Annotated in this window: 8 protein-coding genes, 5 tRNA genes and 6 rRNA genes; 5 read left to right on the top strand and 14 right to left on the bottom strand. The window is 51.7% G+C overall.

The features are described 5' to 3' along the window. Positions 1-6: 6 nt before the first annotated feature. Genes ACXAGQ_RS09070 through ACXAGQ_RS09050 form a run of 5 tightly spaced genes read left to right on the top strand, consistent with a single transcriptional unit; the run spans position 7 to position 8,475 of the window. Positions 7-1,740 (top strand): glycoside hydrolase family 9 protein, encoded by a 1,734-nt coding sequence (locus ACXAGQ_RS09070; RefSeq protein ID WP_475253383.1) that lies wholly within the window; start codon positions 7-9, stop codon positions 1,738-1,740. A 4-nt stretch (positions 1,741-1,744) separates the two neighbouring features. Then, a complete protein-coding gene (locus ACXAGQ_RS09065) occupies positions 1,745-2,620 on the top strand; it encodes a glucosamine kinase nucleotide-binding domain-containing protein (RefSeq protein ID WP_475254708.1) in 876 nt (291 codons plus the stop codon). A gap of 7 nt (positions 2,621-2,627) precedes the next feature. After that, entirely contained in the window at positions 2,628-4,559 is a 1,932-nt protein-coding gene (locus ACXAGQ_RS09060; RefSeq protein ID WP_475253381.1) for a beta-N-acetylhexosaminidase, read from the top strand. Positions 4,560-4,598: 39 nt separating this feature from the next. Further along, on the top strand, positions 4,599-7,004 hold the full coding sequence (locus tag ACXAGQ_RS09055) for a glycoside hydrolase family 94 protein (RefSeq protein WP_475253379.1): 2,406 nt from the start codon (positions 4,599-4,601) through the stop codon (positions 7,002-7,004). Between the two features lie 58 nt (positions 7,005-7,062). Continuing rightward, complete coding sequence (locus ACXAGQ_RS09050; RefSeq protein WP_475253377.1) at positions 7,063-8,475, top strand: phosphoglucomutase/phosphomannomutase family protein; 1,413 nt, start codon at positions 7,063-7,065, stop codon at positions 8,473-8,475. Positions 8,476-8,884: 409 nt separating this feature from the next. Here ACXAGQ_RS09050 and ACXAGQ_RS09045 read toward each other — a convergent pair. From ACXAGQ_RS09045 to ACXAGQ_RS08980, 14 genes are all read right to left on the bottom strand, one after another. Beyond that, a tRNA-Asp gene (locus tag ACXAGQ_RS09045) sits at positions 8,885-8,961 on the bottom strand. Positions 8,962-9,003: 42 nt separating this feature from the next. Beyond that, a 5S ribosomal RNA gene (rrf, locus tag ACXAGQ_RS09040) occupies positions 9,004-9,119 on the bottom strand. A gap of 83 nt (positions 9,120-9,202) precedes the next feature. Beyond that, positions 9,203-12,090, bottom strand: a 23S ribosomal RNA gene (locus tag ACXAGQ_RS09035). Positions 12,091-12,429: 339 nt separating this feature from the next. Then, a tRNA-Val gene (locus tag ACXAGQ_RS09030) sits at positions 12,430-12,505 on the bottom strand. A 31-nt stretch (positions 12,506-12,536) separates the two neighbouring features. Beyond that, positions 12,537-12,612: transfer RNA gene (locus tag ACXAGQ_RS09025), tRNA-Lys, on the bottom strand. 1 nt (position 12,613) lies between these two features. Then, positions 12,614-12,689 (bottom strand) — tRNA-Glu (locus ACXAGQ_RS09020). Between the two features lie 116 nt (positions 12,690-12,805). Then, positions 12,806-14,358 (bottom strand): 16S ribosomal RNA (locus ACXAGQ_RS09015). A 301-nt stretch (positions 14,359-14,659) separates the two neighbouring features. Then, positions 14,660-14,775, bottom strand: a 5S ribosomal RNA gene (gene rrf / locus ACXAGQ_RS09010). A gap of 83 nt (positions 14,776-14,858) precedes the next feature. Then, positions 14,859-17,746 (bottom strand): 23S ribosomal RNA (locus ACXAGQ_RS09005). Positions 17,747-18,067: 321 nt separating this feature from the next. Next, a 16S ribosomal RNA gene (locus tag ACXAGQ_RS09000) occupies positions 18,068-19,620 on the bottom strand. Together the 16S, 23S and 5S rRNA genes with 4 tRNA genes alongside form the textbook arrangement of a ribosomal RNA operon. Before the next feature lie 352 nt (positions 19,621-19,972). Beyond that, positions 19,973-20,200, bottom strand: coding sequence for a hypothetical protein (locus ACXAGQ_RS08995; protein ID WP_475253375.1), 228 nt, complete (start codon positions 20,198-20,200; stop codon positions 19,973-19,975). A gap of 93 nt (positions 20,201-20,293) precedes the next feature. Beyond that, complete coding sequence (locus ACXAGQ_RS08990) at positions 20,294-21,736, bottom strand: aminotransferase-like domain-containing protein (protein WP_475253373.1); 1,443 nt, start codon at positions 21,734-21,736, stop codon at positions 20,294-20,296. Between the two features lie 140 nt (positions 21,737-21,876). After that, positions 21,877-21,962, bottom strand: a tRNA-Leu gene (locus ACXAGQ_RS08985). A 179-nt stretch (positions 21,963-22,141) separates the two neighbouring features. Further along, positions 22,142-23,143 (bottom strand): LacI family DNA-binding transcriptional regulator, encoded by a 1,002-nt coding sequence (locus ACXAGQ_RS08980; RefSeq protein WP_475253371.1) that lies wholly within the window; start codon positions 23,141-23,143, stop codon positions 22,142-22,144. Positions 23,144-23,234 lie beyond the last annotated feature (91 nt).

Genomic DNA, 23,234 nt, shown 5'->3' with positions numbered 1-23,234 from the left:
GGAAACATGCAGCTGTTAACGAACCATTTAGGCTACGAGCAATATGGCCACAAGCAAGCAATCATCCAATCGGCATCAGCGATCGATGCCCTGAATGCCGAACTGTTATGTGCCGATAGCCACCAGCCTATTATGCAGCTGCCTCTAGAGGCCTGTGGTCCGGTTGATCAATGGCATACAGGGCTCACTTACACTATCGACTTTTCCACACTTGTTGAGTGCGGACATTACCAGATACGTGTCGGTGAGGCTCTGTCAGCGCCATTTGCTATCGCCGAGGGGCTGTTGATGACACGCACGTTCAGTGATGTCCTGCACTATTTTAAATCCCAGCGCTGTGGCGGAAAGTATGATCTTGCCGATCAGGCTACCCCGCTGCTTGGTAGCGACACCCGGGTCGATGTCAGTGGTGGCTGGTATGACGCTTCTGGCGATGTCAGCAAATACCTTAGCCACCTCTCTTTCAGCAACTTCTTCAACCCCCAGCAAACCCCAATGGTGGTCTGGAATATGCTGACGGCGTTCGACACCCTGGCTGACGAGGGCACGTTTGCCCCATTCAGCCGAGTCCGGCTGCTCGAAGAGGCCCTCCATGGCGCTGATTTCCTGGTAAGGATGCAGTCCCCACAAGGGTTCTTCTATACCACCGTCTTCGATAAATGGAGCAAGCAAACGGATCAGCGTGTTATTTGTAGCTATGCCCACCAGAGCGGTGACAAAACAGCGGACTACCAAGCCGGTTTCCGCCAAGGGGGCGGCATTGCGATTGCCGCCCTGGCAGCGGCCTGCCGGGTTTTGCAGGGGGCTACCGCTATCGAGATCGGCTTCACCGATGTCGACCATGGCCGATACCTGGCAACCGCCGAGCGAGGGTATTGGCACCTGGTAGAAAACAACGCCCAGTACCTCGATGACGGCACCGAAAACATTATTGATGAGTACTGCGCACTATTGGCAGCGGTGGAGTTATTCCGTGCCACTGGCAATGACGATTACCTCAAGCAGGCTCGCAACTGGGCCGGCAAGCTAGCCCTGCGCCAACGTAGCGACGAACAGCAGACCCATTACTGGTCCGCCAACAGTGACGGTAGCCGCCCATATTTCCATGCGGCAGAGGCAGGGTTGCCGGTGATCAGCCTGCTCAGCTATCTGGCTATTGAACCAGAGAGTGACCACCAGCAGCGCATCGGAGCCGTTGTTGCCAATGCCGTCGCCTTCGAGCTGGATATTACCCACGAAGTGACCAACCCGTTTGGTTATCCACGGCAATACACCAAGCCTGTTGATGGTTCAAAAGCCTCGGCATTTTTCATTCCCCACCACAATGAAACCGGATATTGGTGGCAAGGGGAAAATGCCCGCTTGGCCTCCCTGGCCAGCATGGCATTTCTCGCAGCAGGGTATCCGGCCTGCCATGCATTACGACCACAGTTGAAGGCCTATGGCCAGCAGCTGCTGGATTGGTTGCTTGGCCTAAACCCCTTTGACATGTCGATGCTGGATGGGCATGGCCGCAACAACCCGGATTACCTGCCGGACCTGGGCTTTTTCAATGCCCGCGGAGGGGTTTGCAACGGCATCACCTCCGGCTTTGAAAACGAACATGATATCGCTTTCGACCCAGCCCCCCATCACCAGGACTTCTTGCAAAGCTGGCGCTGGGGGGAGCAGTGGATCCCTCATGCTGCTTGGTACCTATTGGCCGTAACGCTGCAGTTTAAGGAGCGACACAATGACTGATCACATTCGCTATTTCGTCGGCGTAGACGGCGGCGGCACCTCATGCCGCGCCAGGATCATAGACAACAATGGCCAGGTAGTCGGCGAAGCCAAAACCGGCAGTGCCAATATTTTGCTCGGCGCCGAAGTTGCAATGGCTTCAATCGTTGATGCCATTGCCACGGCTGCTGCCATCGCAGGGCTGAGCGAAGAGGATTACCCAGTCATGTCCGTGGGGTTGGCATTGGCAGGTGCCGAGCAGCGTTCGGCATGGTACGAGTTTATGGCTCAGCCCCATCCATTTGCAACTGTCACCCTCAACACCGATGCCTACGGCGCCTGCTTGGGTGCTTGGGCCGGCCAGGATGGCGCAATTTTAATTGCCGGTACCGGCTCATGCGGGATCTTGATTAAAGGCTCTGAGCAGCAGGTCGTAGGCGGCCGCGAGTTTCCGATTTCTGACCAGGGAGGGGGAGCCGTGATGGGGCTACGTCTTATTCAGCAAACCCTGCTGGCCTATGACGGGATCCGCCCGATGACCCCACTTGCCGCCCATGTTCTAGCCCATTTCAACCAGGATGTTGACGCGATAGTCAGCTGGTCCAAAACGGCCCGCCCTTGTGATTACGGCCAGTTTTCGCCTGCTATTTTTACCCATGCCTACCAAGGTGATGCACTGGGTATCGAGTTACTCAACCTGACCGCTGCAGACATTGAAATGTGGATGAAGGCTTTGATTAACCGCGGAGCCGAACAAATTTGCCTGATGGGCAGTATTGCAGAGAGGATCAAGCCTTGGCTGATCCCGCCTCTTCAGAAGCGTATCGCCGAGCCATTAGGCGACGCGATGGATGGTGCGCTGGCCATGGCCCGCGGTAACCACAACCTGTACCCGTTATGAGGTGGCTATGAGCTTTCGTCTTGACTTTGTCGTTATCGATCAGCAGCCGGCACAATCACGGCTGGCACTGACAATTCACAATCTTTCGGATAAACCACTTACCGCCTGGTCTCTGCATTTTACCATGGGGCGCTGGATCAACCATGCCAGCCTAACCCACGGGCGGTTGGAGCAAGTGGGCAGCTACTGCACGCTTACGCCGAGCAAAAATGAAACACTGCAGCCAAATGGGCACTTCTACACTGAGTTCACCATCGGAACCAAGCCATTTACCTTGTTGGATGATGGGATCATTGATGCCTTTATCTGTAGTGATAATGACACGCCATTTATCACTCCGCAGCCAGTAGAAATTACGGCTTTTGGCCTACAGCACCCGCAGACCAAACGCCATAGCACAGAACTAGAACCAGCCTCGGCAATCAGCCTAGTCCCTGCCCCGCAACAGTTAAAAGCACTGTCTGGGCAATTCTCATTGGATCAGAATACCGCAATTTCAGTTGGTACCCCTCTTGCAGAAGGCTGTTGCCGTTGGCTTCAGGCTGAACTAGAGAGCCAATTGCACGAAACGCTAGCCGTGGTTCCGAATGGCAATATTCATTTCCAGCTCCAAGAGCAGCTCGAAGATGGTGCATATCAACTACTGGTTGAACAAGATGATATTTGGCTACTGGCCAGCACCGAAGCTGGCTTCTGCCATGCCACATCTTCCCTGCTTCAGCTGATCCCGCCTCAGCCGAGTCATATTGCTGATGCCGCCTATCAGATCCCAATGGTAGAAATCTGTGATGCGCCACATTTTGCTCACCGCGGCATGATGCTTGACTGTGCCCGGCATTTCCACCCGGTAGAGCGGATCAAATTCTTGCTAGATCAGCTGGCACGTTTCAAGTTCAACGTCTTCCACTGGCACCTCACCGATGACGAAGGCTGGCGGATAGAAATTGATACCTATCCGGAGCTAACCCGTATTGGCGCTTGGCGTGGCCCCAACGAGGTTATCCAGCCGCAATTTACCACTATAAGTCAACGCTATGGCGGCTATTACAGCAAAAAAGATATCCGCGACATCATCGCCTATGCCGCTGACCGCGGGATCATGGTGATCCCAGAAGTTGATATCCCCGGGCATTGCCGGGCTGCAATCAAATCGCTCCCAGACCTGCTCGTTGACCCTGATGACAACTCTGTATACCGCAGTATCCAGGGCTACAACGACAATGTTCTGTCACCGGCGCTGAAAGGAACCTACACCTTTATTACGAATGTACTCGATGAAGTCTGCGAGCTATTCCCGGCTCCTTACGTCCATATCGGCGCCGATGAAGTGCCGAAAGGAGTATGGACAGACAGCCCTACCTGCCGAGCCCTGATGGATGAGCACTGCTACAGCGATCCCAAGGAACTCCAGGGACATTTATTGCGCTTTGTCGAAAACCACCTTGTCAGCAAGGGTAAGCGGATGATGGGGTGGGAAGAAGCCACCCACGGCGACAAAGTTAGCAAAGACACCATCATTTTTTCTTGGCTCAGCGAAGAAGCTGGACTGACATGTGCCAAAGCCGGGTATGACGTGGTCATGCAACCCGGGCAGTCAACCTACCTCGATATGGCACAAGGCTATTCCGCAGAAGAAGCCGGAGTCGATTGGGCAGGCAAGCTCACCCTGGAGCAGGTATACCAATACCACCCGCTGTCAGAACTGCCTTCTGATGACCCGGCCCAACCACGAATTAAAGGCATACAGTGCGCCCTATGGTGTGAGCTGATCAGCAGCCAAAGCCGGCTCGAATACATGATTTACCCCCGCTTGCTTGCAGTCTCTGAAGTAGGTTGGACGGCCCCAGACAAACGCAACTGGCCTGATTTCACGGCCCGCCTCGCCGGCCAGTTCGCATACCTAGACAAAGTAGGCATCAATTACCGTCGCTGCGATTAAGACGCAGGACAACGAATACAATAAAAGGATTAAACCACCATGAAATACGGCTTTTTTGATAACGACAATAGAGAGTATGTGATCACCCGCCCCGATGTGCCTGCACCTTGGACCAACTACCTAGGGACAGAAAAGTTCTGTACGGTCATCTCGCACAACGCCGGCGGCTATTCATTCTATAACTCGCCAGAATACAACCGAGTCACCAAATTCCGCCCGAATTCGACGTTTGACCGCCCGGGTCACTACGTCTACCTGCGCGACGATGAAGCCGGTGACTACTGGTCAATCTCATGGCAGCCTGTCGCTAAAAGCTTAGATGAGGCCAACTACGAAGTACGCCATGGCTTGTCGTACTCCAAATTCAAGTGTGAATACAGTGGGATCACTGCGACCAAAACCCTATTTGTGCCTAAAGGCGAAGATGCTGAAATCTGGGATGTTGTCATCAAGAACACCTCAGACAAACCTCGTACTATCAGTGCATTCTCATTTGTTGAGTTCTCGTTCAGCCATATCCAGTCGGACAATCAAAACCACCAGATGTCACTGTACTCAGCCGGTACCGAATATAAAGATGGCGTGATCGAATACGACCTTTACTACAACACCAATGACTTCGAGGGCTTCTACTACCTAGCCTCGACGTTCTCCCCTGACAGCTACGATGGCCAGCGTGACAGCTTCCTCGGCCTGTACCGTGATGAAGCCAATCCGATTGCGGTCGAAAAAGGCCAGTGTTCAAACTCCGCCCAAACCTGTTACAACCATTGTGGCTCACTACACAAGCAGTTCACCATCCAACCAGGAGAAGAAGTACGTTTTGCCTACATCCTGGGGATCGGCAAAGGCAATGGCGAGCGTCTACGTGCAAAATACCAGAACTTGGAAGAAGTCGATGCCGCGTTTGCCGGGATCAAAGCCCACTGGGACGAGCGTTGCGCCAAGTTCCAGGTCAAGTCGCCGAACGAAGGCCTAGACACTATGATCAATGCCTGGACGCTGTACCAAGCAGAGACGTGTGTGGTCTGGTCCCGTTTTGCCTCATTTATCGAAGTGGGCGGTCGTACTGGTTTGGGGTACCGCGATACCGCTCAAGATGCGATTTCCGTTCCTCACTCCAACGCATCGATGACCCGCAAGCGCCTGGTCGATCTCCTGCGTGGCCAGGTTAAAGCCGGCTATGGCCTCCACTTGTTCGATCCTGACTGGTTCGACCCGGAAAAAGCCGATGTCCAGCCATCCAAGTCGCCGACGGTCGTCCCAACACCAAGCGACGAGGATAAGATCCACGGTATCGAAGATACCTGTTCGGACGATCACCTATGGCTGATCCCTACTATCTGTAAGTATGTGATGGAAACTGGCGAAGAGAGCTTCTTTGATGAAGTGATCCCATATGCCGATGGCGGCGATGCCACCGTTTACCAGCACATGAAAGCCGCACTGGACTTCTCTGCTGAATATGTAGGCCAGACAGGGATCTGTAAGGGCTTGCGTGCAGACTGGAATGACTGCTTGAACCTTGGCGGTGGTGAATCAGCCATGGTGTCCTTCCTGCACTTCTGGGCGCTGCAGGAGTTCGTCGAGCTTGCGAAGTACCTTGGCAAACACGATGACATTGCAAAATATACCGAAATGGCGGCTAACGTCCGCGAAGCCTGTGAGCAGCACCTGTGGGATGAAGAAGGCGGTTGGTATATCCGTGGCCTGACCAAAAATGGTGACAAGATCGGTACCGCCCAACAAACCGAAGGGCGTATTCACCTTGAGTCCAACACCCTTGCAGTATTGTCAGGGCTAGCATCACAAGAGCGTGGCGAGCAAGCCATGGATGCCGTAGACGAGAACCTGTTCTCGGAATACGGCCTGCACCTGAATGCCCCGTCTTTTGCAACCCCTAATGACGACATTGGCTTTGTTACCCGTGTTTACCAGGGAGTCAAGGAAAACGGCGCTATCTTCTCACACCCGAACCCTTGGGCATGGGTTGCAGAAGCTAAACTCGGCCGTGGCGATCAGGCAATGAAGTTCTACGATGCCCTCAACCCTTACAACCAAAATGACATTATCGAGAAGCGTATTGCCGAACCTTATTCCTACGTGCAGTTCATCATGGGACGTGACCACCAAGACCATGGCCGTGCCAACCACCCTTGGCTGACAGGCACATCGGGCTGGGCATATTTCGCCGTGACTAACTTTATCCTGGGTGTTCAAACAGGCTTTGCAGGCCTCTCGGTTGACCCTTGTATTCCAACCAACTGGCCAGGCTTTGAGGTCACTCGCCAATGGCGTGGTGCAACATACCAAATCAAAGTCGAGAACCCGAATGGCGTCAGCAAAGGCGTTCAGTCTATCAGCCTCAATGGCGAAACGATTGAAGGCACTATTCCTGTGCAGCCTGAAGGCAGCACCAACACCGTGACGGTTGTCTTGGGTTAACCCTTTTTTGGGGCGCATTATGCGCCCCGTCTATCTACGAGAAAATAGGAGTTCCATTATGATCCAATTTGGAACAGGTGGCTGGCGTGCCCTGATCGGGGAAGAGTTCACCAAAGACAATGTTCGTCTAGCAGCCCAGGGGTTAGCCAATATCATGATTGCCGAGCAGGTGACTGATAACGGTTTTGTTATCGGTTATGACCGCCGCTTTCTATCAGACAAGGCAGCAGCCTGGTTCGCCGAAGTACTGGCTGCAAACGGGATCAAAGTTAGTTTTATCAACAAGTTTGTACCTACTCCGATTGTTATGTTCCAGGCCAAAGAGACAGGTGCAACATACTCGGCCTGTATCACTGCCTCGCATAACCCAGCCGACTACAACGGTATCAAGGTCTTTATCGAAGGAGGCCGTGATGCTGATGAAGTGATCACCGCAAAAATTGAACAGCAGGTAGCGAAGCTAACAGCTGCCGACGTTAATTCGGTCGACTTCGAACAGGCGCAAGAAGACAAACTCATCACCCTGATCAACCCGATGAATGACTTTGTCGACTCGATCATTAACTTCATCGATATTGATGCGATTAAGAAAGCCAATTTACGCGTGCTTATCGACCCGATGTTTGGCGTAGCCAAAAACGCCTTACAGACCGTTCTGATCACAGGCCGCTGTGATGTGGACGTGATCAACGATGGGCAAAACCCTGCTTTTGGCGGCTTGATGCCATCACCGAGTGCAGCAACACTCTACCGCCTCAAACACCTTGTCGCCCATGAAGGCTACGATATCGGTATTGGTACCGACGGCGATGCCGACCGACTAGGGATCATCGATGAAAAAGGCAACTTCATTCACCCCAATGAGGTGCTGATGCTGCTCTATTACTACCTGCTTGAGTACAAGGGCTGGAAAGGCTCTGTAGTCCGCAATATTGCAACTACCCACCTATTGGACAAGATTGCTGAAGGCCACGGCGAAAAGAGTTTCGAAGTCCCGGTCGGCTTCAAACACATCAGCTCGCAAATGGAAGTTGACGACTCGCTCATTGGCGGCGAAAGTTCAGGCGGCCTGACGATCAGAGGTCATATCAAAGGGAAAGATGGCGTGTTCGCCTCTAGCTTACTGGTCGAGATGATCAGCGTGACTGGTAAAAAATTGTCGGAAATGCTCGATGAGATCTACGGCAAATATGGCTACGCCTATACCGCAGAGGGTGACTGTACATTCCGTCCTGCCGACCGCCAGCACCTTTACGACAGAATTTACGTCAACAAAGAGCTGCCTGACTTTGAATGGGACATTGAACGTGTGAGCTATGCCGATGGTGCCAAGGTCTACTTCAAGAATGGTGGCTGGGCTTTGGCCCGTTTTTCGGGTACCGAACCGCTATTACGACTGTTTGCCGAAATGGAGAACCGCGAACAAGCAGAAAAGGTTGTCAGCCAGCTTAAAGCATTCTTAAACCTATAAACTTCCCCCGTTTCTCAGTGCCAGCCTTACCACTGCCTTGGCTGGTACAGAGGAAACTCGTTGAGTCCTAAAGTAACAAGCGCATAGCTGTTACATTTCGCAGGCATTAAGCCTTCGCGGCAAGGGTAGCTTCGCTACCCTTTTTCTTTTTTGGGCGAAGGGCGATGGCCAAGCTTCCTTGCTCTTCCTCTAGTCCCAAGCCAATAGCCTCTGGCCCAGAACGCAAAAAGCCCCACTATTACTAGCAGGGCTTTTAAAATCATATCGAAGAGGTAAGTACTTCAGGAAAGGTGGCGCTTTAGCTCTTAGGCTTTTCCCCGAGCCCAGGGCCCGCCCTTCCCAGAACCTTGCGTTTTGCCGAAGGCCAAACGTAAAAAAGCCCCGTCTTTCGACGAGGCTTCTTAATAAGTGGCGGAGCGGACGGGACTCGAACCCGCGCCCCCCGGCGTGACAGGCCGGTATTCTAACCAACTGAACTACCGCTCCACTCAAATTACCGTGTGTTCAGCACGATAATCTAAATTGGAAGCCTGGCGATGTCCTACTCTCACATGGGGAGGCCCCACACTACCATCGGCGCTATTACGTTTCACTACTGAGTTCGGCATGGGATCAGGTGGGTCCATAATGCTATGGTCGCCAAGCAAATTCGTTACAATCTTGAAAGCTGATGTTCTCGACACTCATTCAAGTGTTCGTGGAGTCCGTAAAACCCCTTGGGTGTTGTATGGTTAAGCCTCACGGGCAATTAGTACAGGTTAGCTCAACGCCTCACAACGCTTACACACCCTGCCTATCTACGTCGTAGTCTCCAACAACCCTTCAGGAACCTTATAGGTTCAGGGATGACTCATCTTGAGGCTCGCTTCCCGCTTAGATGCTTTCAGCGGTTATCGATTCCGAACTTAGCTACCGGGCAATGCGTCTGGCGACACAACCCGAACACCAGAGGTTCGTCCACTCCGGTCCTCTCGTACTAGGAGCAGCCCCTCTCAATCATCCAACGCCCACGGCAGATAGGGACCGAACTGTCTCACGACGTTCTAAACCCAGCTCGCGTACCACTTTAAATGGCGAACAGCCATACCCTTGGGACCGACTTCAGCCCCAGGATGTGATGAGCCGACATCGAGGTGCCAAACACCGCCGTCGATATGAACTCTTGGGCGGTATCAGCCTGTTATCCCCGGAGTACCTTTTATCCGTTGAGCGATGGCCCTTCCATACAGAACCACCGGATCACTATGACCTGCTTTCGCACCTGCTCGACTTGTCAGTCTCGCAGTCAAGCGGGCTTATGCCATTGCACTAACCTCACGATGTCCGACCGTGATTAGCCCACCTTCGTGCTCCTCCGTTACGCTTTGGGAGGAGACCGCCCCAGTCAAACTACCCACCAGGCACTGTCCGCACCCCGGATAACGGGGCGACGTTAGAACATCAACACTACAAGGGTGGTATTTCAAGGACGGCTCCACCGAATCTAGCGACTCGGTTTCAAAGCCTCCCACCTATCCTACACATGTAGGGTCAATGTTCAGTGCCAAGCTGTAGTAAAGGTTCACGGGGTCTTTCCGTCTAGCCGCGGGTACGCAGCATCTTCACTGCGATTTCAATTTCACTGAGTCTCGGGTGGAGACAGCGTGGCCATCATTACGCCATTCGTGCAGGTCGGAACTTACCCGACAAGGAATTTCGCTACCTTAGGACCGTTATAGTTACGGCCGCCGTTTACCGGGGCTTCGATCAAGAGCTTCGACCGAAGTCTAACCCCATCAATTAACCTTCCGGCACCGGGCAGGCGTCACACCGTATACGTCATCTTTCGATTTTGCACAGTGCTGTGTTTTTAATAAACAGTTGCAGCCACCTGGTATCTGCGACTGCCAGCAGCTTAAAGAGCAAGTCTCGTCACCGCCGGCAGCGTACCTTCTCCCGAAGTTACGGTACCATTTTGCCTAGTTCCTTCACCCGAGTTCTCTCAAGCGCCTTGGTATTCTCTACCCGACCACCTGTGTCGGTTTGGGGTACGATTCCTTACTATCTGAAGCTTAGAGGCTTTTCCCGGAAGCATGGCATCAATGACTTCAGTGCCGTAGCACCTCGACATCGGGTCTCAGCCTAGTGTAATCCCGGATTTGCCTAAGATTACAGCCTACACCCTTGAACCTGGACAACCGTCGCCAGGCCCACCTAGCCTTCTCCGTCCCCCCATCGCAATAGTAAGAAGTACGGGAATATTAACCCGTTTCCCATCGACTACGCCTTTCGGCCTCGCCTTAGGGGTCGACTCACCCTGCCCCGATTAACGTTGGACAGGAACCCTTGGTCTTCCGGCGAGGGAGTTTTTCACTCCCTTTATCGTTACTCATGTCAGCATTCGCACTTCTGATACGTCCAGCACACCTTACGATGCACCTTCAACCGCTTACAGAACGCTCCCCTACCCAATACATATAAATGCATTGCCGCAGCTTCGGTGTATAGCTTAGCCCCGTTAAATCTTCCGCGCAGGCCGACTCGACCAGTGAGCTATTACGCTTTCTTTAAATGATGGCTGCTTCTAAGCCAACATCCTGGCTGTCTGAGCCTTCCCACATCGTTTCCCACTTAGCTATAACTTTGGGACCTTAGCTGGCGGTCTGGGTTGTTTCCCTCTCCACGACGGACGTTAGCACCCGCCGTGTGTCTCCCGGATAGTACTTACTGGTATTCGGAGTTTGCAAAGGGTTGGTAAGTCGGGATGACCCCCTAGCCTTAACAGTGCTCTACCCCCAGTAGTATTCGTCCGAGGCGCTACCTAAATAGCTTTCGGGGAGAACCAGCTATCTCCAGGTTTGATTGGCCTTTCACCCCTAGCCACAAGTCATCCGCTAATTTTTCAACATTAGTCGGTTCGGTCCTCCAGTAAGTGTTACCTCACCTTCAACCTGCCCATGGCTAGATCACCTGGTTTCGGGTCTAATCCTAGCAACTGAACGCCCAGTTAAGACTCGGTTTCCCTACGGCTCCCCTAAACGGTTAACCTTGCTACTAAAATTAAGTCGCTGACCCATTATACAAAAGGTACGCAGTCACCCCGAAGGGCTCCTACTGCTTGTACGTACACGGTTTCAGGTTCTATTTCACTCCCCTCACAGGGGTTCTTTTCGCCTTTCCCTCACGGTACTGGTTCACTATCGGTCAGTCAGGAGTATTTAGCCTTGGAGGATGGTCCCCCCATGTTCAGACAGGATATCACGTGTCCCGTCCTACTCGATTTCACTCGAAATGCGCTACCGGTTACGGGGCTATCACCCTGTATCGCTGAGCTTTCCAGCTCATTCACCTGTCGCAAAACTAGCTTAAGGGCTAATCCGGGTTCGCTCGCCGCTACTGCCGGAATCTCGGTTGATTTCTCTTCCTCGGGGTACTTAGATGTTTCAGTTCCCCCGGTTCGCCTCAATACGCTATGTATTCACGCATTGATAACTGCTTATGCAGCTGGGTTTCCCCATTCGGAAATCCAAGAGTATTGTGATTCTTACCATCTTCTCTTGGCTTATCGCAGGTTAGCACGTCCTTCATCGCCTCTGACTGCCCAGGCATCCACCGTGTACGCTTAGTCACTTAACCATACAACCCCAAGAGGTTTCGTATGGCTCAACAACCAAGGTTGTCCATCTGAGTATTGATGGACTGTGTTTCGCCGGACTCTTACACAAGACACTTGAATGTGTGTTGCTTGAGAACTCGTTTTATTTCTCTTCATAAAGAGAGATAAAACTATTAGTTATTGAATTCAAAGAATTCAATTTACTAGTCAGCTTTCCAGATTGTTAAAGAGCATGTGTTTATCGTGAGATAACCACTTTCTAATTAATTTCGGCCGGGCCGCGCAGGCGGCAAAAAAGCGGACCCAACGAAGTTAACCTTCATTGAATCTGCGTATCCGTGCAGAAAATACTTAGAGAGTGGTGGGCGATACCGGGCTCGAACCAGTGACCCCCTCCTTGTAAGGGAGGTGCTCTCCCAACTGAGCTAATCGCCCACGATAGTTTTAATTCCTTCGTGAGAAAGAATGGTGGGTCGTGCAGGATTCGAACCTGCGACCAATTGATTAAAAGTCAACTGCTCTACCAACTGAGCTAACGACCCGTGGCGTCCCATAGGGGAGTCGAACCCCTGTTACCGCCGTGAAAGGGCGGTGTCCTAGGCCTCTAGACGAATGGGACTAAGTGTTTGGTTAATGTGTTGGGCACACTAACGAGGATAGCCAATGCTACCCTTGCTCTCTTACATTTCAACCAAGCAATCTGTGTGGACACTGCATAAAACGCAGTCATATCGTTAAGGAGGTGATCCAGCCCCAGGTTCCCCTAGGGCTACCTTGTTACGACTTCACCCCAGTCATGAACCACACCGTGGTAAACGCCCTCCCGAAGGTTAAGCTATCTACTTCTGGTGCAGCCCACTCCCATGGTGTGACGGGCGGTGTGTACAAGGCCCGGGAACGTATTCACCGTGGCATTCTGATCCACGATTACTAGCGATTCCGACTTCATGGAGTCGAGTTGCAGACTCCAATCCGGACTACGACGTACTTTCTGGGATTCGCTCACTCTCGCAAGTTGGCCGCCCTCTGTATACGCCATTGTAGCACGTGTGTAGCCCTACTCGTAAGGGCCATGATGACTTGACGTCGTCCCCACCTTCCTCCGGTTTATCACCGGCAGTCTCCCTGGAGTTCCCACCATTACGTGCTGGCAAACAAGGATAGGGGTTGCGCTCGTTGCGGGACTTAACCCAACATTTCACAACACGAGCTGACGACAGCCATGCAGCACCTGTCTCAGAGTTCCCGAAGGCACCAATCCATCTCTGGAAAGTTCTCTGGATGTCAAGAGTAGGTAAGGTTCTTCGCGTTGCATCGAATTAAACCACATGCTCCACCGCTTGTGCGGGCCCCCGTCAATTCATTTGAGTTTTAATCTTGCGACCGTACTCCCCAGGCGGTCTACTTAACGCGTTAGCTCCGAAAGCCAGTGTTCAAGACACCAACCTCCAAGTAGACATCGTTTACGGCGTGGACTACCAGGGTATCTAATCCTGTTTGCTCCCCACGCTTTCGCATCTGAGCGTCAGTCTTTGTCCAGGGGGCCGCCTTCGCCACCGGTATTCCTTCAGATCTCTACGCATTTCACCGCTACACCTGAAATTCTACCCCCCTCTACAAGACTCTAGCCTGCCAGTTCCAAATGCTATTCCGAGGTTGAGCCCCGGGCTTTCACATCTGGCTTAACAAGCCGCCTGCATGCGCTTTACGCCCAGTAATTCCGATTAACGCTCGCACCCTCCGTATTACCGCGGCTGCTGGCACGGAGTTAGCCGGTGCTTCTTCTGTCGCTAACGTCAAACATTACCGCTATTAACGATAACGCCTTCCTCACGACTGAAAGTGCTTTACAACCCGAAGGCCTTCTTCACACACGCGGCATGGCTGCATCAGGGTTTCCCCCATTGTGCAATATTCCCCACTGCTGCCTCCCGTAGGAGTCTGGACCGTGTCTCAGTTCCAGTGTGGCTGATCATCCTCTCAGACCAGCTAGAGATCGTCGCCTTGGTGAGCTCTTACCTCACCAACTAGCTAATCTCACCTGGGCTAATCCTGACGCGAGAGGCCCGAAGGTCCCCCTCTTTGCTCCGAAGAGATTATGCGGTATTAGCCATCGTTTCCAATGGTTATCCCCCACATCAGGGCATATTCCCAGGCATTACTCACCCGTCCGCCGCTCGCCGCCCAACAAATCCCCCGAAGGTTCAATGTTGTCGCTGCCGCTCGACTTGCATGTGTTAGGCCTGCCGCCAGCGTTCAATCTGAGCCATGATCAAACTCTTCAATTAAAGTTTTGGCTCAATGAATACTGTTAAACCATTACCGAAGTAATGATTGAATTGACTGTGCCGAATCTTACGATTCGATTTGGTCACTCAGTTTCATTGATAATTCTTTTGTTGACTATCATTTCACGAGTGCCCACACAGATTGCATGGTCAAATTGTTAAAGAACATATTGCCTTTCAGTGCCTTAGCACTTAAGCAGGACGCGTATAATACGCTAACCACTTCGAAAGTCAACATAAAATTCTACGTTTGGTAGAACTTTATGGTGACTCGTCTACTTAAAGACAAGTCGAAATGAAAGCCTGGCGATGTCCTACTCTCACATGGGGAGGCCCCACACTACCATCGGCGCTATTACGTTTCACTACTGAGTTCGGCATGGGATCAGGTGGGTCCATAATGCTATGGTCGCCAAGCAAATTCGTTACAATCTTGAAAGCTGATGTTCTCAACACTCATTCAAGTGTTCGTGGAGTCCGTAAAACCCCTTGGGTGTTGTATGGTTAAGCCTCACGGGCAATTAGTACAGGTTAGCTCAACGCCTCACAACGCTTACACACCCTGCCTATCTACGTCGTAGTCTCCAACAACCCTTCAGGAACCTTATAGGTTCAGGGATGACTCATCTTGAGGCTCGCTTCCCGCTTAGATGCTTTCAGCGGTTATCGATTCCGAACTTAGCTACCGGGCAATGCGTCTGGCGACACAACCCGAACACCAGAGGTTCGTCCACTCCGGTCCTCTCGTACTAGGAGCAGCCCCTCTCAATCATCCAACGCCCACGGCAGATAGGGACCGAACTGTCTCACGACGTTCTAAACCCAGCTCGCGTACCACTTTAAATGGCGAACAGCCATACCCTTGGGACCGACTTCAGCCCCAGGATGTGATGAGCCGACATCGAGGTGCCAAACACCGCCGTCGATATGAACTCTTGGGCGGTATCAGCCTGTTATCCCCGGAGTACCTTTTATCCGTTGAGCGATGGCCCTTCCATACAGAACCACCGGATCACTATGACCTGCTTTCGCACCTGCTCGACTTGTCAGTCTCGCAGTCAAGCGGGCTTATGCCATTGCACTAACCTCACGATGTCCGACCGTGATTAGCCCACCTTCGTGCTCCTCCGTTACGCTTTGGGAGGAGACCGCCCCAGTCAAACTACCCACCAGGCACTGTCCGCACCCCGGATAACGGGGCGACGTTAGAACATCAACACTACAAGGGTGGTATTTCAAGGACGGCTCCACCATATCTAGCGACATGGTTTCAAAGCCTCCCACCTATCCTACACATGTAGGGTCAATGTTCAGTGCCAAGCTGTAGTAAAGGTTCACGGGGTCTTTCCGTCTAGCCGCGGGTACGCAGCATCTTCACTGCGATTTCAATTTCACTGAGTCTCGGGTGGAGACAGCGTGGCCATCATTACGCCATTCGTGCAGGTCGGAACTTACCCGACAAGGAATTTCGCTACCTTAGGACCGTTATAGTTACGGCCGCCGTTTACCGGGGCTTCGATCAAGAGCTTCGACCGAAGTCTAACCCCATCAATTAACCTTCCGGCACCGGGCAGGCGTCACACCGTATACGTCATCTTTCGATTTTGCACAGTGCTGTGTTTTTAATAAACAGTTGCAGCCACCTGGTATCTGCGACTGCCAGCAGCTTAAAGAGCAAGTCTCGTCACCGCCGGCAGCGTACCTTCTCCCGAAGTTACGGTACCATTTTGCCTAGTTCCTTCACCCGAGTTCTCTCAAGCGCCTTGGTATTCTCTACCCGACCACCTGTGTCGGTTTGGGGTACGATTCCTTACTATCTGAAGCTTAGAGGCTTTTCCCGGAAGCATGGCATCAATGACTTCAGTGCCGTAGCACCTCGACATCGGGTCTCAGCCTAGTGTAATCCCGGATTTGCCTAAGATTACAGCCTACACCCTTGAACCTGGACAACCGTCGCCAGGCCCACCTAGCCTTCTCCGTCCCCCCATCGCAATAGTAAGAAGTACGGGAATATTAACCCGTTTCCCATCGACTACGCCTTTCGGCCTCGCCTTAGGGGTCGACTCACCCTGCCCCGATTAACGTTGGACAGGAACCCTTGGTCTTCCGGCGAGGGAGTTTTTCACTCCCTTTATCGTTACTCATGTCAGCATTCGCACTTCTGATACGTCCAGCACACCTTACGATGCACCTTCAACCGCTTACAGAACGCTCCCCTACCCAATACATATAAATGCATTGCCGCAGCTTCGGTGTATAGCTTAGCCCCGTTAAATCTTCCGCGCAGGCCGACTCGACCAGTGAGCTATTACGCTTTCTTTAAATGATGGCTGCTTCTAAGCCAACATCCTGGCTGTCTGAGCCTTCCCACATCGTTTCCCACTTAGCTATAACTTTGGGACCTTAGCTGGCGGTCTGGGTTGTTTCCCTCTCCACGACGGACGTTAGCACCCGCCGTGTGTCTCCCGGATAGTACTTACTGGTATTCGGAGTTTGCAAAGGGTTGGTAAGTCGGGATGACCCCCTAGCCTTAACAGTGCTCTACCCCCAGTAGTATTCGTCCGAGGCGCTACCTAAATAGCTTTCGGGGAGAACCAGCTATCTCCAGGTTTGATTGGCCTTTCACCCCTAGCCACAAGTCATCCGCTAATTTTTCAACATTAGTCGGTTCGGTCCTCCAGTAAGTGTTACCTCACCTTCAACCTGCCCATGGCTAGATCACCTGGTTTCGGGTCTAATCCTAGCAACTGAACGCCCAGTTAAGACTCGGTTTCCCTACGGCTCCCCTAAACGGTTAACCTTGCTACTAAAATTAAGTCGCTGACCCATTATACAAAAGGTACGCAGTCACCCCGAAGGGCTCCTACTGCTTGTACGTACACGGTTTCAGGTTCTATTTCACTCCCCTCACAGGGGTTCTTTTCGCCTTTCCCTCACGGTACTGGTTCACTATCGGTCAGTCAGGAGTATTTAGCCTTGGAGGATGGTCCCCCCATGTTCAGACAGGATATCACGTGTCCCGTCCTACTCGATTTCACTCGAAATGCGCTACCGGTTACGGGGCTATCACCCTGTATCGCTGAGCTTTCCAGCTCATTCACCTGTCGCAAAACTAGCTTAAGGGCTAATCCGGGTTCGCTCGCCGCTACTGCCGGAATCTCGGTTGATTTCTCTTCCTCGGGGTACTTAGATGTTTCAGTTCCCCCGGTTCGCCTCAATACGCTATGTATTCACGCATTGATAACTGCTTATGCAGCTGGGTTTCCCCATTCGGAAATCCAAGAGTATTGTGATTCTTACCATCTTCTCTTGGCTTATCGCAGGTTAGCACGTCCTTCATCGCCTCTGACTGCCCAGGCATCCACCGTGTACGCTTAGTCACTTAACCATACAACCCCAAGGGGTCTGTCTGTATGGCTCAACAACCAAGGTTGTTCATCTGAGTATGATGAACTGTGTTTCGCCGGACTCTTACACAAGACACTTGAATGTGTGTTGCTTGAGAACTCGTTCCTACTTTATTCAAGTAGAAACTATTAGTTATTGAATTCAAAGAATTCAATTTACTAGTCAGCTTTCCAGATTGTTAAAGAGCATAACGCAAAAGCGTTAATCAATAACTGACGTTATTCATTAGCACTTTTGCTATTTCTAAAACCATTTCACCAAGCAATCTGTGTGGACACTGCATAAAACGCAGTCATATCGTTAAGGAGGTGATCCAGCCCCAGGTTCCCCTAGGGCTACCTTGTTACGACTTCACCCCAGTCATGAACCACACCGTGGTAAACGCCCCCCCGAAGGTTAAGCTATCTACTTCTGGTGCAGCCCACTCCCATGGTGTGACGGGCGGTGTGTACAAGGCCCGGGAACGTATTCACCGTGGCATTCTGATCCACGATTACTAGCGATTCCGACTTCATGGAGTCGAGTTGCAGACTCCAATCCGGACTACGACGTACTTTCTGGGATTCGCTCACTCTCGCAAGTTGGCCGCCCTCTGTATACGCCATTGTAGCACGTGTGTAGCCCTACTCGTAAGGGCCATGATGACTTGACGTCGTCCCCACCTTCCTCCGGTTTATCACCGGCAGTCTCCCTGGAGTTCCCGCCATTACGCGCTGGCAAACAAGGATAGGGGTTGCGCTCGTTGCGGGACTTAACCCAACATTTCACAACACGAGCTGACGACAGCCATGCAGCACCTGTCTCAGAGTTCCCGAAGGCACCAATCCATCTCTGGAAAGTTCTCTGGATGTCAAGAGTAGGTAAGGTTCTTCGCGTTGCATCGAATTAAACCACATGCTCCACCGCTTGTGCGGGCCCCCGTCAATTCATTTGAGTTTTAATCTTGCGACCGTACTCCCCAGGCGGTCTACTTAACGCGTTAGCTCCGAAAGCCAGTGTTCAAGACACCAACCTCCAAGTAGACATCGTTTACGGCGTGGACTACCAGGGTATCTAATCCTGTTTGCTCCCCACGCTTTCGCATCTGAGCGTCAGTCTTTGTCCAGGGGGCCGCCTTCGCCACCGGTATTCCTTCAGATCTCTACGCATTTCACCGCTACACCTGAAATTCTACCCCCCTCTACAAGACTCTAGCCTGCCAGTTCCAAATGCTATTCCGAGGTTGAGCCCCGGGCTTTCACATCTGGCTTAACAAGCCGCCTGCATGCGCTTTACGCCCAGTAATTCCGATTAACGCTCGCACCCTCCGTATTACCGCGGCTGCTGGCACGGAGTTAGCCGGTGCTTCTTCTGTCGCTAACGTCAAACATTACCGCTATTAACGATAACGCCTTCCTCACGACTGAAAGTGCTTTACAACCCGAAGGCCTTCTTCACACACGCGGCATGGCTGCATCAGGGTTTCCCCCATTGTGCAATATTCCCCACTGCTGCCTCCCGTAGGAGTCTGGACCGTGTCTCAGTTCCAGTGTGGCTGATCATCCTCTCAGACCAGCTAGAGATCGTCGCCTTGGTGAGCTCTTACCTCACCAACTAGCTAATCTCACCTGGGCTAATCCTGACGCGAGAGGCCCGAAGGTCCCCCTCTTTGCTCCGAAGAGATTATGCGGTATTAGCCATCGTTTCCAATGGTTATCCCCCACATCAGGGCATATTCCCAGGCATTACTCACCCGTCCGCCGCTCGCCGCCCATCAACGCACCCGAAGGATTATTGATGTCGCTGCCGCTCGACTTGCATGTGTTAGGCCTGCCGCCAGCGTTCAATCTGAGCCATGATCAAACTCTTCAATTAAAGTTTTGGCTCAATGAATACTGTTAATCCATTACCGAAGTAATGAATGAATTGACTGTGCCGAATCTTGCGATTCGATTTGGTCACTCAGTTTCATTGATAATTCTTTTGTTGACTATCATTTCACGAGTGCCCACACAGATTGCATGGTCAAATTGTTAAAGAACAATCCGCTACGTTGCCGGCTTAAGTTGCCGCGCTCCGTGTCGGTGAGATGGCATTATAGAGAGTTCGATCACATTGGCAATAGTAAAAATGCAATTATTTCATTTTAATTAACCAAGCGCTCAACAAACAGGCAAATCACCTTTTTTTGACCATTTTCACCACAAAGAATATCACCAGCCGGCATTCATTCCGCTTCACTCCTACTCTTTTTCTGCTCTAAACGCAGGGTATAGCGGATAGCACCAGCCGCAATGACAAATAAGAAAAAGGGAATCGCAGCAGCGGTATACTCAACCCAAGCATAATGGATGAGCTGCTTGGCTAATATCAGATGACCAAAAACCAGCAGCAAGGCGCAACCTATTGCAACAACCAGCAACTTCACTTCGTCTTTAACACATCTCCATTTCATACTCTTCTCCCTCCAATAGTTAGCACTCCTATATTGAATAAGAGAATGCATATTCAGGGGTAGAACAGTTGAGCTTTAAACTCTGCAAACAGTTTACGCAGAATACTCGTCTAACTGCTTAGCGATACAATGCAAAGCCTCAATAAACTCTGCAGTGAGCTCGTAACTGCAGTTGAAACGGATGCAATGCTTATATCGGCTATCTGATGAGAACAAGGTGCCCGGTGCAATGCTGATGCGGTAACGCTCAAGCAATTGAGTAAGCAATTCCGCACTATTGATCTCAAGTGGAAGAGTTACCCATAAGAAGTAACCGCCGCTTGCACACGTGACGGTAGTTCCTGAAGGGAAGATATCCAGTATCGCCTCGCGCATCTTTTGCTGGCGTACTTCCAATGTTCGGCGTAATTGCCGGAGGTGGGCATCATACCCCCCTTCTTTTATATAGTGAGTAATCGCATGCTGATTGGGCACGGGTGCCGATAGTGTCGACATAAACTGAAGTTCCGTGAGCTGTTGCGTATAGCGTCCGGCCAATGCCCAACCAACGCGAAACCCCGGCGCAAGAGACTTAGAAAAGGATGAGCAGTGTATAACCAGCCCCTCGCTGTCTATTGATTTAAAGGATGTTGGTTTATCTGCCCCAAAGTAAAGCTCACCATAGACATCATCTTCAATGATGGCGATTTCTTTTCTGGCTAGCAGTTCATAAATCAGACGTTGCCGTTCAGGATCAATACTTACACCGGTTGGATTATGAAAGTTACTCATCAACCAGCATGCTTTTATCGGGTATTGCTCAATACAACTGGCAAGAGATTCGATATCAATGCCATGCTGAGGGCAGACTGGGATCTCTACTGCTTTTAGGTGAAGCCGTTCAATTGCCTGCAATGCGCCATAAAATGTCGGAGTCTCTATGGCAACGATATCGCCTGGCTGAGTCACTGCCGATAACCCGAGCCCTAACGCCTCCGTCGCACCGGAAGTAATAACAACCTGATCGGCACTTATATTGACTCCGGTTTTGGCATATCGCTGGCTGATTGCACGCCGCAAAGATAACTCCCCTGGCGCTAACCCGGTAATACCGCTGTCGCCCGGCATTGATTTCACAGCACGGCCAAGCAACCGCCCTAATATCGGCATCGGGAACAAGGAGGGATCGGGAAACGCTGATCCAAACGGGATCACCTCCGGCTGCTTGATGGCTTGAACCACATCAAACACATGCCGGTTGATTTTTATCGACTGGTTGACGATTTGTGGTTGAGGTTGCGGTGGAGTGAGCCGGTTAAAGTGCGGGGAAACATAATAGCCACTTTGGGGCCGGGCATAGATCCAGCCTCCGAGTTCAAGTTGCTCATAAGCTTTCATTACCGTCATCGGACTGGTTGACTGCAGCTGGCTCATTTTTCGAATCGACGGAACCCGCTCGCCGGGTAGCCAGGTTTGTTGGTTTATCTGCTGTTTTACCAACTCAATAACCCTTGTAGCCGGGCTTGGCCCTATCCCTGATGGCATCGCCTTATCCATATCACTCCAGTGGGATAGCCACTATAGGCAATCTTTTATTAAGGAGCAGCTTGGAAGGCAATATATGAGAGGCAGGTACAACTTGCTAAGTGCAGAAACAACAAAGCCCCGACTTTCGTCGAGGCTTTATCGTTTGAAAATGGTGCCCGGGGCCGGACTTGAACCGGCACAGTTATTCACCGGCGGATTTTGAATCCGCTGCGTCTACCAATTTCGCCACCCGGGCAGATGCAGGTCATTATACGTATATCAGCCTGATAGACAATCCTTTTTTGCGCATAGAACTAAAAACACATGTCAGGTGAGCACTACACCGCCAACCCGCTTATATTGACAACAACCATCTTCACCTTTATACATCCATATCTCTTTAAGGACATACTTTTAAGCTAGTCGCTTAACGCCCTACTCCCTTAGAGGGGTGATGCTGTTTCGCATCCGTAATTCCGGTAAAAAGTGCCGGTCAATGGCGTACTCCGTTTGGTTGATTTGGCTCATAAGCAACTCAACGGCAGTGCGTGCCATTTGGCTAATGGGAAAATGAACCGATGACACCTGGGGGAAAAGCGCATCACACAAATCAATACTATCGAAGCTGATCAAAGAAAGAGTCTCCGGCAGTACCACTTTTTGCTCATGGAAATACTGTAACGCTCCCTGCATCATTTCTTCGCTGCAGGAGAACAAGGCAGTCATTTCCCGGCCCGACTGGTGAAGCTGACGCGCTGCCGCATAGCCACTCTTCCGGCCATAGTCTCCCTCCACACATAAAGCCGGCTCAATGCTGAGCCCGGCTGACTGCATCGCCTCTTTGTACCCTGTAAACCTAAGGTGGCTGCTTGAACGCCCAAGCGGGCCTGATATACAACCAATATGGCGATGCCCCTGCTCGATCAGGGCATTCACAGCCATAGTTGCAGCTAGGGTATGGTCGAAGGTAATACAGCGTGACTCGAGCCCTTCGACCAACCGATCCAGCAATACGAAAGGGGTGGGCTCTTGCGCCATAGCCCTGAGTTCATCGTCACTTAGGTGGCGGCTGTTGAGAACATAACCATCACAACGCAGCGCATGAAACCGCCTTACCGCCTCCCTTTCACCCTCCGCGCTGTGGTGCCCCTGGGCAGTGATCAAAAACTTATCATGCCGATCCAGCTCTGATTGGACTTGGTCCATCATTTGACCAAAGAACCCACCGGTATAGTAGGTCACCAGCAGCCCGGTCATATTGGATGACGCCGTTGCCAGCGAACGAGCAATCGCGCTCGGCCGGTAATTCAGCTCAGCCATTGCCTGCTCAACCTTTCTTTTGGTGTCAGACCGAAAGGCCCCTTCGCCGTTGATTATCCGAGATACCGTGGAGCGGTGGACACCGGCCAATATCGCTACATCCTTTATACTCGCCATGGCAGTTGTGCTTCCTCCCACACCAATAATCTTTGTTTCAACATCATGAACTGCTGAATATAGAGTGATTTAGCTTCAACATGAAGTCGCC

The organism is Photobacterium sp. ABD4_091, assembly GCF_056160145.1.
Note: the sequence above shows the minus strand (reverse complement) of the source record. Positions and strands in the feature narration are given on the sequence as shown.

Excerpts from the sequence above, each read along its gene's own strand:
- ACXAGQ_RS09070 (WP_475253383.1), top strand. The coding sequence starts at position 7 with ATGCAGCTGTTAACGAACCATTTAGGCTACGAGCAATATGGCCACAAG.
- ACXAGQ_RS09060 (WP_475253381.1), top strand. The coding sequence starts at position 2,628 with ATGAGCTTTCGTCTTGACTTTGTCGTTATCGATCAGCAGCCGGCACAA.
- ACXAGQ_RS08995 (WP_475253375.1), bottom strand. The coding sequence starts at position 20,200 with ATGAAATGGAGATGTGTTAAAGACGAAGTGAAGTTGCTGGTTGTTGCA.
- ACXAGQ_RS08990 (WP_475253373.1), bottom strand. The coding sequence starts at position 21,736 with ATGGATAAGGCGATGCCATCAGGGATAGGGCCAAGCCCGGCTACAAGG.
- ACXAGQ_RS08980 (WP_475253371.1), bottom strand. The coding sequence starts at position 23,143 with ATGGCGAGTATAAAGGATGTAGCGATATTGGCCGGTGTCCACCGCTCC.
- ACXAGQ_RS09055 (WP_475253379.1), top strand. The coding sequence starts at position 4,599 with ATGAAATACGGCTTTTTTGATAACGACAATAGAGAGTATGTGATCACC.
- ACXAGQ_RS09050 (WP_475253377.1), top strand. The coding sequence starts at position 7,063 with ATGATCCAATTTGGAACAGGTGGCTGGCGTGCCCTGATCGGGGAAGAG.